A 16,950-nucleotide genomic window follows, 5' to 3' on the forward strand; every position below is an offset into this window, starting at 1 on the left:
AATGTTGTGCCTATAACGTAAAAGGCAGGGAATTTATTGTGGCTAAAAAGAAGAAAAACAAGTTAGATACTGATTCTAATAAGAAGAAAAGTAAGTTAAATAAAGATTTAAAAAAAATAGCAGAAACTAAGATCAACGAAGAAGAATCAGAATCAATATTCGGTGACCTTTATGATGGCGCTGAAGAAGTTTTGCCTGCAGCGTTGGCATATGAAAACGGACAATTACCAGAAGACGGTTCAATTCAAGTTGCGTTCGATGGAGATGGTATTGCTTATTATATTTCGTATGATGCTGAAAATCAAATTTTCATTGAGCCATATGAAAACTATGAACTAGACGCATCTGCTTTATATGATGCAGATGGTAATCCTTTTGATTTCTTTGAGAATTACCACGTTGAAGGTGCTGAAGAAGTTGAAGCAGCAGAAGAAGAAGGTGAATACTGAGAACAATTTATCGGCGTTGAAGGTTATGGTTACTACGATGAAAACGAAGAATGAGTATGAACTGGTTACTTTGATGATAATAACGAATTTATTCCTAACGAAGAAGAAGTTTCTGATGCGGAGGTTGTAGAAGAAGAAGTTGCTGAACATGAGCCACAAGAAGAAGTTCAAGCAGAAGAAGATGAAGAAGAACACGAAGAAGAAGTAGTTGAACAAGAACAACCAGAAGAAGTTGTCGAAGAACCTGCAGAAGAAATTGCTGTTCAAGAACAACCAGAAGAAGTTGTGGAAGAACCTGCTGTTGAAGAACAAGCAGAACAAATTCATGCTGTAGACCAAGCACAACAACCTGAAGAAGTTGTTGAAGAACAACCAGTTCAAGAACAAGCAGAAGAAGTTCATCCTGAACAAGAAGCAACTGGCGAATACTGAGAACAATTCATTGGCATTGAAGGTTATGGTTACTATGATGAAAACAATGAGTGAATTTGGACCGGATACTTTGATGAAGAAAACAACTTTATTCCTAACGAGTACTACGATGAACAAACTGAAGCTGTTGCTGATGAACAAGTAGCTCAAGAAGAATATGCGCAACAACCAGCAGAAGGTTCAAGCGAATACTGAGAACAATTCATTGGCGTTGAAGGTTATGGTTACTACGACGAAAACAGTGAATGAGTATGAACGGGTTACTTTGATGAAAACAATAACTTCATTCCTGATCAATACTACGATGAATATGCTGAACCAGCAGGTGATGAACAAGTAGCACAAGAAGAATATGCTCAAGCTGAAGTAGCACCTGAACAACACGAAGAACAAGTTCAAGAATACGCACAAGAACATGCAGAAGTTGTTGAAGAACAACCTGATGAACAAGTTGTTAGTGATGAGTATCAACAAGAACAACTTGCTGAAGAAGCTGTTGGTGAAGATTACGCAGAAGAAGTTCAAGTTGAACAACAATCAGACGAAGTTTCTGTAGAAGAATACTCACAAACTGATGATGTTGTAGATGAAGAATACTCAGAAGAAGTTCGAGATCAAGATGATCAATACAATGCGATTGTTCCTGTTGAAGAACAAGAACCAGTTCAAGCTGGTGAAGTTGCTTCTGGTGATGAAATTGATTGAACTAGATACGTTGGTGACGAAAACTACGGATATTACGACGAAAACGGCGAATGAGTATGAACAGGTTACTTTAATGAGTATGGAATATTCATTCCTCAAGAAGAAGAGTACACTCAATCATTAGATGTTAAACAGCCTGGTGATGAAACAGCTGATGTATCAGAACAAACAGAAGAATCTGTTGATGTTTTAGACGAATCTGAACAAGTAGTCGATGAAACTTCTAGCGATGAAATTGTTCATGTTGAAGATGAACAGCCTTCAGAAGAAACGATGGTTGAACAAGTGGCTGATGAAGTTGCTCCAGCTGCTTTAGCTACAGTTAATGATGATCTTGTTATGATGCATTCTGATGCTTCAGAACAAGAATTTGGATTTGATTTCCAACAATTTATTGGTAATATCGACTTTGGTTACTATGATGAATCATCTGAATGAATCTGAACCGGAAGTTTTGATAACGAAGGCAACTTTTATGACTTCGATGGTAATTTAATATACACTCCATATCAAACTGAAAAACCAGTAGAAGCTCAACAAGCTCAAGCTGAAATTCATACTGAAGTTGAACAACCAGTTGAAGTTCAAAATGTTGAACCTGCATTTGTAGCTTCAACACTTGAAGAACCTAAACCAACTCATTTAGCTGATGAGGCTTCTCAAACTGCTCTAGTTGTAACTGAGCCTGATGTATTCTCAGAAGATATCATTCAACAAGTTGATGTAAGTCAATTAGACGATGATGAAGAGGTTGTTGTACGCGGTCTATTAAATCCTGCTACAATTCCTGCTCAACCAGAAGAACTTAAGATTCAACCTGTATTTGAACAAGAAAAACTTGATTTACCAGTGGTTGATCAAGTAGTTGAAATTCAACCTGAAACTCAACAAGATAAAATAGATTATTCTAAACATAGCGACTCTACTGATCTAGTAGTTCAAAGTCCTGTTGTTTTAGAAGATCAAGTAGCTGATGATGTAATTAGTGTTGATACTAAGGGGTTTGTTCCAGAAGCAGTATCTGCATTTGCAATTAAATCAGTTCAACATGATGAAATTAAGTTAATTCAACCTAAATTTGATCAAATTACACATTTAGGTGATGAAATCAAAACTGATGTTAATGTATCATCATCAGATGTTGATGTACAAGCAATCGAAATAAAACCTTCTCAAGAACTTTCATCTGAACCTTCTAAGCTAGATATCTTTATTAAAAAACCAGTTGAAATTAAAAATCTTGAATTTGTTCAACCTGTTGAACAAAAACTTGATATTAAAGTTGTTGACGAACGACAAGTTGTTAGTCAACCTTCTTTAAGTATTAACAAGCCTACATACACTGATGAGTCTGAATCAGTAGCTATTAATAGTTTAGTAGAAACGACATGTGAAAATGATGCTATTATTCAAGTTGCACCAGTAGTAAACGAAGTTTCTGATTTTGATATTAACGATATCTTAAATACTAAAGCGGTTGAAACTGTAACTGTTGAATTACCAAAAGATGAAGTTAATTTAGTAACAGGACTACACGTAACTGTAGTGGGCGTTGAATCTAAACCGGTTGAAGAAGTTGTTCAATTTGAAACAATTACTCCTGATCCAGTTCATGAAGTTGTAGTTGAAAAAGAAGACAAGATCGCTTTAGTTGAAGAAGAACCTTTCTTCAACAAGTTTATTGGTAACGATGAATACGGTTACTACAATGACAAGCAAGTTTGAATCTGAACAGGTTATTTTGACGATGAAAATAATTTTGTATCAGATAAACAAACTAAAGCTGAAAAAGTTGATCAATTAATCGAAGAATTTAGCAAGCAAGATGAAATCAAGAAAGTTGAAGAAGTTAAAGTTGAAAAAGCTAGCGAACCATTCTTCAACAAGTTTATTGGTAATAGCAAATTTGGTTATTACAATGATAAGAACGTTTGAATCTGAAACGGTTATTTCGACGAAAACGATCAATTTGTTCCAGATCAATCATCAACTAAGAAATTTGATAAGTTCATCGAAGATGAGTTGCAAAAACAACGCATTTACGAACTTGAATTGCAATTAGCGCAAGCTCAAGAAAAGATTTTACAATCTAACAAATTAAAAGACCAAGAATCAGCTAAATTAAAAGACGAAGAGATAGCTAAAGTTAAAGAAGAAATTATCAAAGCTCAACAAGAATCTGCTAAATTAAGAGAACAAGAAGCTGCTAAGGCTAAAGAAGAGATCGTTAAGATCCAACAAGAAGTTGCAAGATTAAAAGAACAAGAAGCTATTAGAGCTAAAGAAGCTGCAAAAACTAAAGAAGCTCTTGCGCTTAAAAACTTTGTTTCAAAAGCAAGTCCGTTACTAAACCCAGCCAGAGAGGCTGAGAATTTAATGACTGTTTATCAGAATGATAAACTAGAAATAAACGATCTTCGTAACGAATTCAGCAAGATTAAAGTTCAAAAAGAAGAGTTTGATAACTTCAGTAAGATTCACGATTTAGATGTAATTAACCTATACAACGCATCAACAACACGTCGCGGAACTGATTACATTTTCTCTGCATTTGAGAAGAAAGAAGAACAATTCATCAAAAAATCATTACACTTCTTGGAAGAAGTTAAAGCTGATCGCGTTGAACTTTCAAAAGAAGAAACAATCAGCAACATTGATCAATTACTAAAACAAGATCCACACTTATTGTTAACTCAAAAACAAGATAAATCAGTTAGCCCAGAATCTAGTCTTGCTGTTTTATCTGCTAAGGATGAAATTAAATTTGTTGAAAAACCAGTTGATGTAATCAAGCCAATTGAACAAGTTGTAATCAACAAACAAAGATCATTGTTAGATGATCTTGTGCCTAAAATTGATACTAAGATTCCATCAATCAATGACGATTTAATCAAATCTGAAAGTATTGATCTAATTGAACCAATTCAAAAAGTTCAATTAAAACAAGAAAGATCATTATTAGATGACTACATTCCTAAGTTTGATGATAAACAGGAGTTAAATAAAGTTGAATTTAAATTCCCAACAGTTAATAAGGAATTCCGTCCAACTAAAGTTGAATCAATTAATTTTGAACCAATTGATGTAATCAAACCAATCGAACAAGTTCAAATCAATAAAGAAAGATCATTATTAGATGACTACACGCCTAAGTTTGATGATCTAGATAGTAATTTTGACAAATCATTAGGTCAAGGTGAATTATACGAAGAATTAAAAGCTGAATTCAGAACTGATTCTAAAGATGTTATTGATCAATTACTAGAAGAAACTAATGACTTAATCTCTTCAACTGAACAAACTTTCCCTAAGATTCACTCAATTAACAAATCACAAGCAAAATCTGTTCAAGAACCAATTTTAGAAACTAAATTTGATGATAAATTTATTGAATTAGATGAAAACCAAGGATTTGATGAATTAATCGTTGAAAATGACGATACTATTACTAACGTAATTGAAGAAGTTGTAGAAGAACCAAAAGCTGTTGAACCTGTTGTTCAACCAGAAGTGAGTCCAAACCAAATTGCTGTAACCAATGAAGAATACAAGAAGGATATGGCAGAATTGAAACAGTTTTTAGAAAAACACTCAGAACAACTATTCAAACAATACTTTAGTAAGTTTGAAGAATTATCTAAACTTCAAATGGAATCATTTAACCAAATTAAAAATGAATTACGTTCAGAAATGAACGATATCCGTGACGAAGTTAGATCAAGTCAGTTAGCGGTAACTTCAGAAATTACTGAAGAGATCTTCCCTTCAACACCTAAAGTGTCTAGAAAACAAAGAGTTCCAAATGCATCCAGTGAACCAACTGCGGAATTTGATTTTGATAACTCATTATCATTAGTTAGTGAAAACAACTACGATCTATATGAATTATTAGATCGCATTATTAACTACGAAGATGTACTATTAACATCAAACAACGTATTTAAATCAGAAGAATACCAAGCTAAAGTTAAACAAAGTGTTCATAATATTAAGGTAATTCTTAAGAATTCTGAAAAAGAAGCAACTAAGAATTACAACTACATCTTATCAACGCTTAAGAATGAAATCAGCTTATTACAAAAAGACTTACCAATCATTAATTCTCAAATTAACAAATTACAAGGAGAATTAAGAAACAAACAATTAAGTCGTGCTGATCAAAAATTTGTTCATGAACAAATTCAGGAATTACACACCGAACACTCTAACAAGACCAGAGCAATTAGTTTTTACAACAAAAAGATCAATGATCTGAAATCAATCTATGCACAACAAATTAGAAAGATCAGAACAGACTACAAAAAGATTAATGATCTAGCAAATAAACGTCGCGTAAGTAGTGATTACATTGACCAAGCAATTCAAAGTTTTGAAAGCACAAGAAACGCTCAACCTAACATTAAGCGTAACTATGAACAACTTTACCGCATCCAATTAAACCAGAATGCAGGTGCAAATTATGATAACTTTAGACGCTATGATCCGTTAATCGAAAACCAAGGTTATGAATACTTCTCTAACCACCAACCTAAAGAATTTTTCAGCGAACTAGAAAGTATTGATAATGATATCTTCAGTTCAAACGATCTAATTTATTCAAACCGCAATACTTATTTAGACGAAAACTTTAGAATTAACGATTACGAACTAACAAGTCACTTTGATGATATTGACTCAATCTATGGCATGGATAAATTAAGATTACCACCATTAGAATCAAGCAGTTCGCTTAATGACTTAGATTTCAACAATACATTTGATATTGATTTCGATTCTGATTTTTAGAAAAAACTTTATAATATATCATTAATAGAGAACTAAAAAAAACATGAATAATGAGCAAACAAAAACGCTAGATTTAGGTGTTAATGCTAATAATCACGGTAAATATGGTGATAGTATTAATCCGCCTTCAAGAGTAGCTCAATTACAAGAAAAAGAATTTAGTAGCGTTTTTAACAGTGGCTCATTAGAGGTTACTAATCTCAAAGAAGAATCAGCGCAAAGTTTAAACAACTTAGAGCGAAAGATCCCCTGATTTTATAAAAAAGAGATTTTTTATAATACCTTGGATCTAATCTTTGGATTGTTTATTATCCTTGGATTTTGCGCGGGATTGATCTTATTGTGCTTGTATATTTATTTCAACAATAAGTCATGACATATTGTCTGAGCAACAATTCCGTTTGGAATCTTAGCTTTATTTATTGGTTATCGCACGATTAGCAGCTATGCTAATATTAAGGGTGGATTAAAACACGAATATATTTTTAGCAAAGCTCAAATTGCTGTCAATATAAAAAGGGCTTATAAAAATTTGAGACTTTTACCTGTTAATGTTAACTGGTTATCAGCAGCAATTTATATTACTGTAATCATAGCGATTGTTGTTACATTAGTAGCAGCATTTGGAATTAACCTAATTACGATTGCTAACTTAAATCAAAGTTTTACCAAAGAGCAAATTAATGCGGCAAAAAGATTTGGTTATTTATACGTTTTAAAAGCAAATGGTGAGTTAGACAAATGGCCATTATATTCAATTATTGTTAATGGTACTCTGGGTCTTGGAACATTGTTTTTACAGATCTATTTAATTATTAATAGTTCAATTAGAGCTCGTGCTATGGAGAACTTCTATGGTAAGATGCCAATTGAAGAAGAAGATATGCACAGAGCAATAGTTTCTGCTAATAAAAGAAATTTAAAAATCTTCTTAGTATATTTAATCATTTTAGGTTTAGTCGTTTTGTTGGTCAAGAAGATAATTACTGGCTCATTAAGCGCAATTAATAAAAAGAAAGTTGTATCAATTAGATAATGAATGATTTCTCAAAAAATAATCAATTAAGACTAATCGGCATTGATCTGGATGGTACATTATTATCCGTTCGTAAAAAAGTAACAAAAAAAGTAATAAATTCTTTATTACAACTTAGAAAAAAACTTCCAAACGTTGTGATTTCAATCATCACTGGACGTTCTTATTTAAGTGCAAAACGCGTTGTTAATGAGTTACAAAAAGCTGGGGTAAGAATTAATTATCTTTGTTCATACAACGGTTCTGTTTTATTCAAAATTAACGAGAAATCAGAATTAATTAAACTTGATGAAAATAGTATTAATTCAGAAGTGGCTAGAACAATTTTTGATTATTGCACGCAAAATAAAATTGCGTTTCAAGGATATATAGCAACCGATAAACCTGATCGCAGCATTATCTTATCTGATACTTTTGTTGGAAGAGTAATTGCTTTTTTTAATAAAAACAAAAGTTTTTGTTCAAAAGAATTTGTTGATGATCATTATCACAAGATTAACTTAATTGCCTTAAAGCGCAAGCGTTTAGAGCGATTCAATCAGTTTGTTGCTACAAAATTTGCTGATAAGTTAGAGATCGCTAATATAACGCCAACCTTTCTAGAAATTACAACAAAAGATATTAATAAAGCATACGCTTTAGCAAGCATTTGCAAACTAGAAAAGATTAGCTTAAAACAAACAGCAGTAATCGGTGACTCGCTTAATGATTATTCAATGTTCAAGATCGCTTCATATAAATTCGCAATGAAGCGGGCTAATAAAAAACTAAAAGATATCTCAACATATATTGCTAGTTCAAGACGTAATAATCAGTTCAATGAGATTATTCAAAAAACAATAGCAATCGTTGATGAAGAAAACAAATAGAGCTTAAACAATAATCTGATTCATATGATTATTGTTTTTTATTATTTATAGTTTAGATAGAAGACATTTAACAGTTTTAAACCATTTTTGAATAATCTTATATATTGCATCAAATCATCAAAACTAAAGTTATCTTAAAAAAAGTAATTTTAATAATAAACATAGTAAAAACAATAAAAGAAAAGCACAAAAATTGAATTATCAACTTTTGTGCTTTTCTTTTTGTTGTGTGTATGCTTAGTTGTAAATTTTAAAAATCAACAGTTATTTCGACTTATTTTTAAGAGCTTTTCTAATTATTTTTTGATAAAGTTCATAAGCAACACCGTTATCGTTATTATTATATTTAGTGATGTATCTAGCTAATAATTTAGCACTTGAAATAGCATTTTTCATTGCATAACCAAAACGTGCTTTTTGTAACATTTCAATATCGTTTTCACCATCACCAAAAGCAACAACAAATTCTTTAGGAACACCATAGTAACTACTTAAGTAATCTAAAGCATTACCTTTATTAGCATACACCGTATTTACTTCAATAATGTTTCCTGAAACTGGTAAAGATCATTTTCTAACAACAAAAGTACTAAAACATTCTTTTAATTGAAAAATAACTTCATCAATATTGTTTGGATTCTTAACTTGTAACAAGATCGTATTTGGATCATGCTTAAGTTTTAAAATCTTATCTTGTCCAAACGAGCAGTTATCCTTACCATCAATATGGAAACACTGTAAGAATTCTTCAAATTCTTTAGCGCTTACAGGTTTGTTCATAATGTAAGTACCTTCGTTGTTTTCAACAATAAAGTTATCAACTAGTTTGATAATTGATGTTTTGTGTAAAAGATTTTTTACTAAGTCCTTTGAAAAACTTAGATTAATTTCTTTAAAAATAGAATCTTTTGGGTGTCAGATATAAGACCCATTAAGATTAGCCATTACAGTATTTAAACCCAATTGATTGTAAATATCAATTGAAGCGCGTGAAGGTCTTCCAGTAGCAATACAGAAGTAATGACCCATACTGTTGATTACTTTAATTAATTTAACTGTTTGTGCAGTTAACTTACTTTCACTATTTAATAGTGTTCCGTCTAAGTCGGAGATAATTAATAATTTTTTGTGTTTCATGATTAAACAACCATTCCTATTTTTTTATATACGTTCAATAATGTTTGTTGTGCAATTGGTAATAAGTTTTCTTTACACTTTTTTAAAACGCTGATAACATCTTGATCTGTTATTGTTTTCATCTTAGTTTGAATATTATCTAATATGTTTCAGATAAGTTCAAATAATTCTTCTTTAAGATCTTTATAAGATTTATTTTCAAAGTACTTAATAATATCAGTTGGTAAAACTTCTTCGTTCTGATTTTTATTATATTTAGCGCTTTTTAATCCGATATTAAAGTGATCGTTAATTGCGCCATAATAAATACTTACTAAGTTTGAAACTTCAGGCTGAGTTTTATAATCAAAATTAATTTTATTTAAATTATCAGTTTTAGCAGACTTAATCTTAGCTAAAACTTCTTCTCTTGAGTCATCCAAATTTATGATTCCCTTTTTAGAAATTGAAGATTTTGACATCTTCTTACTTGGATTACTTAAGTCCATAATTCTAGCACCAACTTTTGCAATGATTGGTTCAGGAACCTTAAAGATATCACCGTATTTTTTATTCATCCTAATCGCGATATCCCTAGTTAATTCCAGGTGTTGTTTTTGATCTTCGCCTACACAAACATAATCAGATTGATATAACAAAATATCAGCTGCCATCAAAGTTGGATAAGTTAATAACCCTGTGGGAATCTTAATCGTTTGATTACTTTGTACAAACTTTTGCTTTTTATCTTTATACTGGGTCATTCTTTCCAATTCACCCATAGTTGTATGACATAACAACACGTGTCCTAGTGCTGCATGCTCATTTATTTCAGACTGTAAAAAAATATTATTTTTACTTATGTCAAGCCCGCTTGCTAAATAAATCTTAACCAGATTAATAATGTTATCTCGTGCCTGAGAAGGATCAAAATCTACTGTTATTGTGTGTAAATTTGCTACAAATAAATTTAATTGAAATTTATTTTGTAAATTAATATTTTTTGAAATCGAACCTAAATAATTACCAATATGTAAAGATCCGGTTGATTGAATTCCAGATATTATCTTATTCATTATATAACTATAATATGTAAGATATATTATAAAAATATAATATATAAATATAACACTATCTGTGAAATTCTACCCATGACAGACAACATTAATAACCAAACAGATAATATAGTACTATTTATTACAGCTTCATGTATTGGTTGTACTAGAGTTAGACGTTTTTTTAGAGAACATAATATTCAACATAAAGAGATCAATTTCTATAAGACAACGATCGAAGAAAAATATTTTAACGATATCTTATCGTTAACAGAAAATGGTGTGTTTGATATTATTTCGACAAGGTCTAAATATTTACAAAATAATAAGGTGAATATTGATGAGTTGACAATTAGTCAACTAATTACATTAGTTAACGAGCATCCATCAATTCTTAAAAGGCCGATTATTTTGCAATATGATAAGTCAGGGATTCCTAAGCGGTTAATGGTAGGATATAACTCAACTGATATTCGCGTGTTCTTGCGCGAAGTTGCTGATGTTAAGGCTTACTATATTGACGAATATTGGTTTGATGAAGAAAGCTCGTTAGGCTTTAAAAAGGACGATGAGTAATAAATATCATTTAATATCTTCGTTATCACCTAAATCAGTATCATTACAACCACTAATTAAAAAAGAATTAAATAAGAAATTAATTGAAGTTGATCAAGTAGATCGTGCAGACTACTTATTTATCAATGGCGGTGATGGTACTTTTATAAGAAACGCCATCAAATACAATCAACCAGGATTAAAGATTATTGGGATCAATGGCGGTAGTTTAGGTTTTTATACCTCATTTAATGAAACTAATATTGATAAGATTATCGATCGTTTGGATCATTTGAAATACGCCAAACTAGATTTTATTAATCTAAGGATTAATGATGAGACTTACAAAGCATTAAATGAATTCAATATTAATTCAACAACTGCTTATGGTTATGATATTTATATTGATAATCAATTTTATGAAAAGTTTAGAGGAACGGGGTTGTTGATTTCTACAACAACCGGATCTACTGGTATTAATAAATCAGCAAACGGAGCGATCTTGTTCCCTGGAATAAAAGCGCTTCAGATGGTTGAGCTATATCCATTATTACATTCGAGTTTTACAACGATTCAATCGCCCATTATTTTGCCGATTGATACAAAGATCACAATTGAGATTAAAGAGAATTATTGTGATCTTGATGCTTGTCCTAGAATTATTGCTGACGGAGCAGTAATCAAAAAAGGTTTAAGCTCAACAATAATCGAAGTTAACGCAGTTCAATCTCAAGCTGATTTTGTTTCAACAAACGACCTAAAAAGCTACATTCAACGGTTACAAAAAACATTCATTTATTAATTCTTTGTTAACCTAAATTTAAAAATCATATAATTAGAAAGATATCTAATATCTTTTTGATTAATCTAATTTATTTTTTTAAGACAAAAATGAACAAATTTACTTGAATTTTCTTAAACATCATCACATTTGGTATTTTAAAACTGGTAGCTACCAGAAAAGCCAAAAAGATTTCAAGTCAGGTTAATCAAAAACTAATTAAATCAGACAAAATTCCCTTTAGTGTGAATGAATTTATTGATATTTTAGGTGGAATCCAAAATATCAATAAAACAGAAGCCACATTAAACATGATTAGGATTAACACGGTTGATAAAACCAAAGTTGATCAAGATAGGATTAAAAATAAACTAAAAATCAATGGGATTATGTGAGCTAGTTACGACTTGTCTTTAGTATGTGGTGATTATGCTAGTAGTTTATCTGAGACAATCAATAAACTTAAAACAAATAATTAAGATTATTATTTATTGAATCTTTATCTAAAAACAACTTAGCTAAATATAGTTAAGCTTAATTTTTATTAATAATTTTTTAAAGAAAAATAACGATGCCTTTCATAAAAATAAAACGAAACCGATCATTTAAGGATGCTCCTAAGTCTAAAAAAATTGGCTTCTTTTCAGGAATATCAATTGCAATCGGTTCATCAATAGGAGCTGGAATCTTTTTTAAGGCTCAATCAGTATTGCAAAACTCGCACTATTCATTAGCGTTTGCGATTTTCAGTTGACTATTTGCGGCTTTTTCTGTAATTTCAATGGCCCTAGCCTTAGTTGAAATCTCAAGCGGACGTAATGATAACTTATCAATTATTGGATGATGCCAAACATTTAATAATCATTACGTGTATAAGACCTGTAAGAATTTCATGGTCTATATTTACGTACCGCTCACATATTTCTTCATGCCATTCTTCTTTATATTATCGATTCAGGACGGAATTAGAGGATTTAATGAGAATTATCATGGTCTAAATACCCAAGCAGACTGAGCGATATTAATGGTGATTTCATTAGTGATTTCTGCTTACTTCATTATTGTTGCTGGAATCAGTTCAACAGCTGCTAACTTCCAAAACTTAATTATTTCAATGGTTAAGTTTTTACCATTAATCTTAGCAATCATCTTGGGGTTTGTTATCTTTTCAAAAAACGGATCTAAAGCAGCAAACCCAGATGTGGGTTTAGGTTTCCAAAAAGTTGTAACAGATGATTTAGCAGCTAAATTTAGCTTTAGTAGCCTTTCACCAGGTTTTGGATTATTTATTTCTGTGGGTGGTATTTATTTTGCTTATGATGGATTCTACTATGCTGCTGGAATTCAAAGTGAGATGAAAAAACCTGAAAAAACTCCTTTAGCTATCTTAATTGGTTTATTATTCGTTACTTTTGTTTATCTAATAATGGCTGTAGCCATGTCATTAGGTTCTGCTGATGGTTCTCCATTTGGTTTTGAAGCTTTCTTTAAGAACAATAAATTATTACCACTATATGCAGTGTTTCAAATCACTATTGGTATCGGAATTTTAGGAATTGTTAACGGTTTGAGTTTATGAGCCAATCGTTTTATGGAAGATTTAATTAAGAAATACGAGCTACCATTTAGCATGAAACTTATTAATAAGATTTCACCTAACAGAGCAATAGTTGGTATGAATTATAACTTGATTATTGCAGTTCCTGTAGTCGTTATCTTTAGTGTGATTGGTGGTCTTGGATATATTGATAATGGTTATTCAGATCTTGATTATGGAACTGGAGTTGGTAAGATATATAGTTTCTCAGATCTGATGGCAAACTGAACATCTGTTATTGCCTTTGTTTATATTGTGGTCGCAATCATGGGCGGTCTTGCTAATCGAAGAAGTAATCGAATCAAGGTAAACAAATCAAAATTATTTGTTCCTAGTGCGATATGTGCGATGCTTACAATGATTATTTCGGTAAGTTTAACGTTCTTTCAACCAATTGCTGATGCTTTCTTGCTTTATAACATACCGTTTAATGAACAATACAAATATGTATATATTTCAAGGATTATGTTGGTAATTGTACTGCTAATCTTCTTATTCATTATGTTTATTCCGATAATTATTGAAGATCAAATATTAATCAAGAAATATGGATCAGTACAAAAAGGTGAAATAGCTAAATTAAGAATTAAGGCTGAAGTTAAGAAAACAACTTTTAAAGAAGAGTTACTAGATTACATTAACACCTCAAAAACAAGAGATCTAAATGATGATCTTAAAGCAGCCTTAAAAGAAGTTAATGCTGATATTAATGAACTAATAAATTAAGTAATTATTTAATCAAGACAAAAAATAAAGTAGGCAACTACTTTATTTTTTTTGCTTTAATCAGCTCAGAAACCGATTTGTCTTATGTTTAGCTTATAAGCAATCAAGCAACGTGTTTTATTTTGCTAGACAAGTTTGCTATCACTTTTAAGATAAAAGTTTAATTAATGAACATAGCATTATCGTTGAAAGAGCTAAAACATTTAATGCAAAACTTAGAACCAAAAATACTAATTTGTTTAAGACAAAATAAACAAAAAAATAAATTAGCAAATAGCTAATTTATTTTTTTACTAAAATTCTTTAACTTATCCAACTAATCCTTCAGAACCTGAAGCTCAATTGCTTGTGCTCACTGAACTTTGTGCATCAGGTCTTAACATCTTTTCAAGGTTAGCAGCTTCTGCACTTTGTGGATCAAATGCATGAACTTCAAAAGGAACATCAATAACTGAATCCTTAAACTTCTTAGATAAAATTTCCACTTTCATGTTGTGTGCTTTTCCAAGAGTAATGATTTGTTGTTCTAACAACATGTTATTGTATTCAAGTAGTTCAATTATCTTATCATCTTTATTGATTTCAACAGCTTTTTCAACAACAGGGTTAATTCCTTCTTCTAATAATCTTTTTGCTTTAATTACTTTACGTACCTCAATAATGTAATAAATAATAAATAAGACAGATACTAGAATTACATTGATGATGATAAAGCTGATTAAAGCTGCAAAGAATTTACCAACAAAAATTCCTTGTACTTGCCATTTTTGCAAGTCTTGAACGTTATATAGTTTAGCAATTGATGCAATAATTACGTCATTAGCTAATGAAGCAATCACAGCATTGAAGCTAGTCCCTAGTAAAAGACCGATTGCTAACATGAAAATGTTACCGCGTTTTACAACCTTGGTAGCATTTTTCATTGCGTTCTTCCCTAAGGATACATGTTTTTTGGAATCAAATAAATCTTTCATAATTAAAATTTAATTTCGATAACTTGACATTCGTCTAGTGGTTTTTTAATAATTTCTGGTTTCTTTGGTTTTTGTTTAATTGGGATTAACTCACATTCTTCTAATGGTTTTTTGTTAGCTGAATGTTGTTTCTTCTTAGGAATTATAAAGAAATTATCTTTTTTGTTTTCATTATTTTTCTTATTTTTGCTCTTATTCTTTTCAGAAGTCTTTTGCATTTCATTTAAGAATGAACCAGCAATAATACCTGAAGGAATAGCAATAATTGAAATAGCTAATAAAGAGATAAAGCTTACGATTACTCGTGAAATTGATGCATGAGGAACGAAGTCACCATAACCAACAGTCGTCAATGTTATTGTTGTAAAGTATAAAGCTTCTGGGAAGCTTTGAACATAACCTGAACCAAGACTGTTAAAGCTAGATAAGTCGTTAGAGTCAAGAAGAGCAGCAGCTGCTTGAATTTGAGCATCACTAATTTTATTGATTGCATCTTCGTACTGGCCGGTTCCTTGAGAGAGTTTAGAAAGCTGGACAAAGACAGAAAAATCAGGTAAGTTTGAGTATTTATTGCTTATTTGAGCTAAGAAATTCGCTCTTATACGTAATAATTCAACGGTTTCTTGCGATCAAATAATGATTGCAAACAAAATAATTAAAACAATTATGATAAGAAAAACTGATGCTAATAATTTCTTTTGATTAATAAATACACCAGTGATTGCTGCAAATGGTTTAAATAGACTTAGAACCATGAACAATCTAATTGTTTTAACCAAAGCTAACGATTGAAATCAAGCAAATATCAATTCGTTAGTTGGATTGAAATCTGTGATAAAAAATTTTATTGCTTGACCTGATGATAAAACACAGATAAAAATAATAATACTATTAAAGGTTATACAGTATTTAAATAACGCCTTAACAAAACCTAAATGTTGTTGCCGTGTTGCGTATTTATAAGTTAATGCGTGAGACAATCAGTCTGCTATAAAAACAAAAAATGTTAAAAGCAATGTTACTTTAGCAAACTGGGCAAAAGCATCTCTATTATCCGTTTTGGGTGTAATAACTAAGGTAATAAAACTGACTAAAGAAGCAAAAACTATTACCAAAGCATAAAGCCCTCTAAATAGTTTTATTCTTTTTTCATATTCGGATAAATAATCATCGATATCTGATTTTGATCAGACGATAATTGATAAAATCCTCATTAATTTACTTCGACTGATTTTAAATTTATTAAAGCCTAAATTCATATGTTATGTATAAAATCGTGCAGATTTTATTAAAAGTGAGACTAATAATTATTCTTTAATTTATATTCTCTTATTTCGTATATATTTTACCAGTAAAGACAAGATTATCGCTTAGCAAAAAAATTTTATCTAAATGGATTTTTGCATTTTTTCAACTCTACGAACACTTTTTTGCATCAGATTTGTTGTTCTAATAATGTAAAAAACAAACTTTTAGAAATTTAAAAAAGTTAATTTTTACCGTATATTTTTATTGAAAAAAATTTTAATGTTATGTAAAAAATCAAAAACAATAAACTGTTAAATTAATGTTTTCTAAGCAAACTTATTTATCTTGTAAACAACACAAAAACTTACAAGTTACAACCTAAAAGCAAGTTACCTAGCAAAAAATTCAAAAAACTCATTTAACTGCAAACTTTTTTCAAACATTTTGAACAAATTATTATTAAGCATAATTGAAAAACCACTTACTGTTTGCTTATTGTGTTTGTTAACTAAAGACAAGAAATTTATCAAATCAAATTTTAAAAATCAATATAAATATTTTGTTTTTATAAAAAAATTAATGATTAAAATTTATTAATTTTTACCGCTTATTTCAAACATTT

Annotated in this window: 11 protein-coding genes; 7 read left to right on the forward strand and 4 right to left on the reverse strand. The window is 30.4% G+C overall.

Translation table 4 applies throughout. The annotated features are described in order from the left end of the window. Positions 1–38: 38 nt before the first annotated feature. The 3 genes from P690_RS0100355 to P690_RS0100365 are packed head-to-tail and all read left to right on the forward strand — an operon-like array spanning position 39 to position 8,276. Positions 39–6,371: an EAGR box-containing protein gene (locus P690_RS0100355; protein ID WP_245576632.1), complete on the forward strand. Its 6,333-nt coding sequence runs from the start codon at positions 39–41 to the stop codon at positions 6,369–6,371. A gap of 43 nt (positions 6,372–6,414) precedes the next feature. Beyond that, the gene (locus P690_RS0100360) at positions 6,415–7,407 is read left to right on the forward strand and encodes an MSC_0882 family membrane protein (protein WP_027121829.1); all 993 of its coding nucleotides are present in this window, start codon (positions 6,415–6,417) and stop codon (positions 7,405–7,407) included. Next, on the forward strand, positions 7,407–8,276 hold the full coding sequence (locus tag P690_RS0100365) for a Cof-type HAD-IIB family hydrolase (protein ID WP_027121830.1): 870 nt from the start codon (positions 7,407–7,409) through the stop codon (positions 8,274–8,276). Before P690_RS0100360 ends, P690_RS0100365 begins: the two co-directional genes overlap by 1 nt. Positions 8,277–8,540: 264 nt before the next feature. On the opposite strand, the gene P690_RS0100370 is transcribed toward P690_RS0100365, so the two are convergent. Then, positions 8,541–9,413 (reverse strand): Cof-type HAD-IIB family hydrolase, encoded by an 873-nt coding sequence (locus P690_RS0100370; protein WP_027121831.1) that lies wholly within the window; start codon positions 9,411–9,413, stop codon positions 8,541–8,543. A 2-nt stretch (positions 9,414–9,415) separates the two neighbouring features. Continuing rightward, positions 9,416–10,468, reverse strand: a complete 1,053-nt coding sequence (gene trpS, locus P690_RS0100375; protein ID WP_027121832.1) for a tryptophan--tRNA ligase — start codon at positions 10,466–10,468, stop codon at positions 9,416–9,418. A 75-nt stretch (positions 10,469–10,543) separates the two neighbouring features. Here trpS and P690_RS0100380 point away from each other — a divergent pair, with 75 nt between their 5' ends. The 4 genes from P690_RS0100380 to P690_RS0100395 all read left to right on the forward strand — a co-directional run bounded on the left by P690_RS0100380 (position 10,544) and on the right by P690_RS0100395 (position 14,106). After that, positions 10,544–11,023: a Spx/MgsR family RNA polymerase-binding regulatory protein gene (locus tag P690_RS0100380; RefSeq protein ID WP_027121833.1), complete on the forward strand. Its 480-nt coding sequence runs from the start codon at positions 10,544–10,546 to the stop codon at positions 11,021–11,023. Beyond that, complete coding sequence (locus P690_RS0100385; protein ID WP_051420939.1) at positions 11,016–11,804, forward strand: NAD(+) kinase; 789 nt, start codon at positions 11,016–11,018, stop codon at positions 11,802–11,804. Before P690_RS0100380 ends, P690_RS0100385 begins: the two co-directional genes overlap by 8 nt. An 89-nt stretch (positions 11,805–11,893) precedes the next feature. Beyond that, positions 11,894–12,262 carry a PTS sugar transporter subunit IIA gene (locus P690_RS0100390; RefSeq protein WP_036459398.1) on the forward strand — a complete coding sequence of 123 codons (369 nt, stop codon included), beginning with the start codon at positions 11,894–11,896 and terminating at the stop codon, positions 12,260–12,262. A gap of 92 nt (positions 12,263–12,354) precedes the next feature. Further along, entirely contained in the window at positions 12,355–14,106 is a 1,752-nt protein-coding gene (locus P690_RS0100395; RefSeq protein ID WP_027121836.1) for an APC family permease, read from the forward strand. 308 nt (positions 14,107–14,414) lie between these two features. Here P690_RS0100395 and P690_RS0100400 read toward each other — a convergent pair whose 3' ends face one another. Both P690_RS0100400 and P690_RS03885 read right to left on the reverse strand, forming a co-directional pair. Beyond that, the gene (locus tag P690_RS0100400; protein ID WP_245576635.1) at positions 14,415–15,029 is read right to left on the reverse strand and encodes an MscL family protein; all 615 of its coding nucleotides are present in this window, start codon (positions 15,027–15,029) and stop codon (positions 14,415–14,417) included. 53 nt (positions 15,030–15,082) lie between these two features. Then, positions 15,083–16,339, reverse strand: a complete 1,257-nt coding sequence (locus P690_RS03885) for a potassium channel family protein (RefSeq protein ID WP_084318489.1) — start codon at positions 16,337–16,339, stop codon at positions 15,083–15,085. Between the last annotated feature and the right edge of the window lie 611 nt (positions 16,340–16,950).

It is taken from the genome of Mycoplasma imitans ATCC 51306, from assembly GCF_000518305.1.
Lineage (GTDB): Bacteria > Bacillota_I > Bacilli_A > Mycoplasmatales > Mycoplasmoidaceae > Mycoplasmoides > Mycoplasmoides imitans.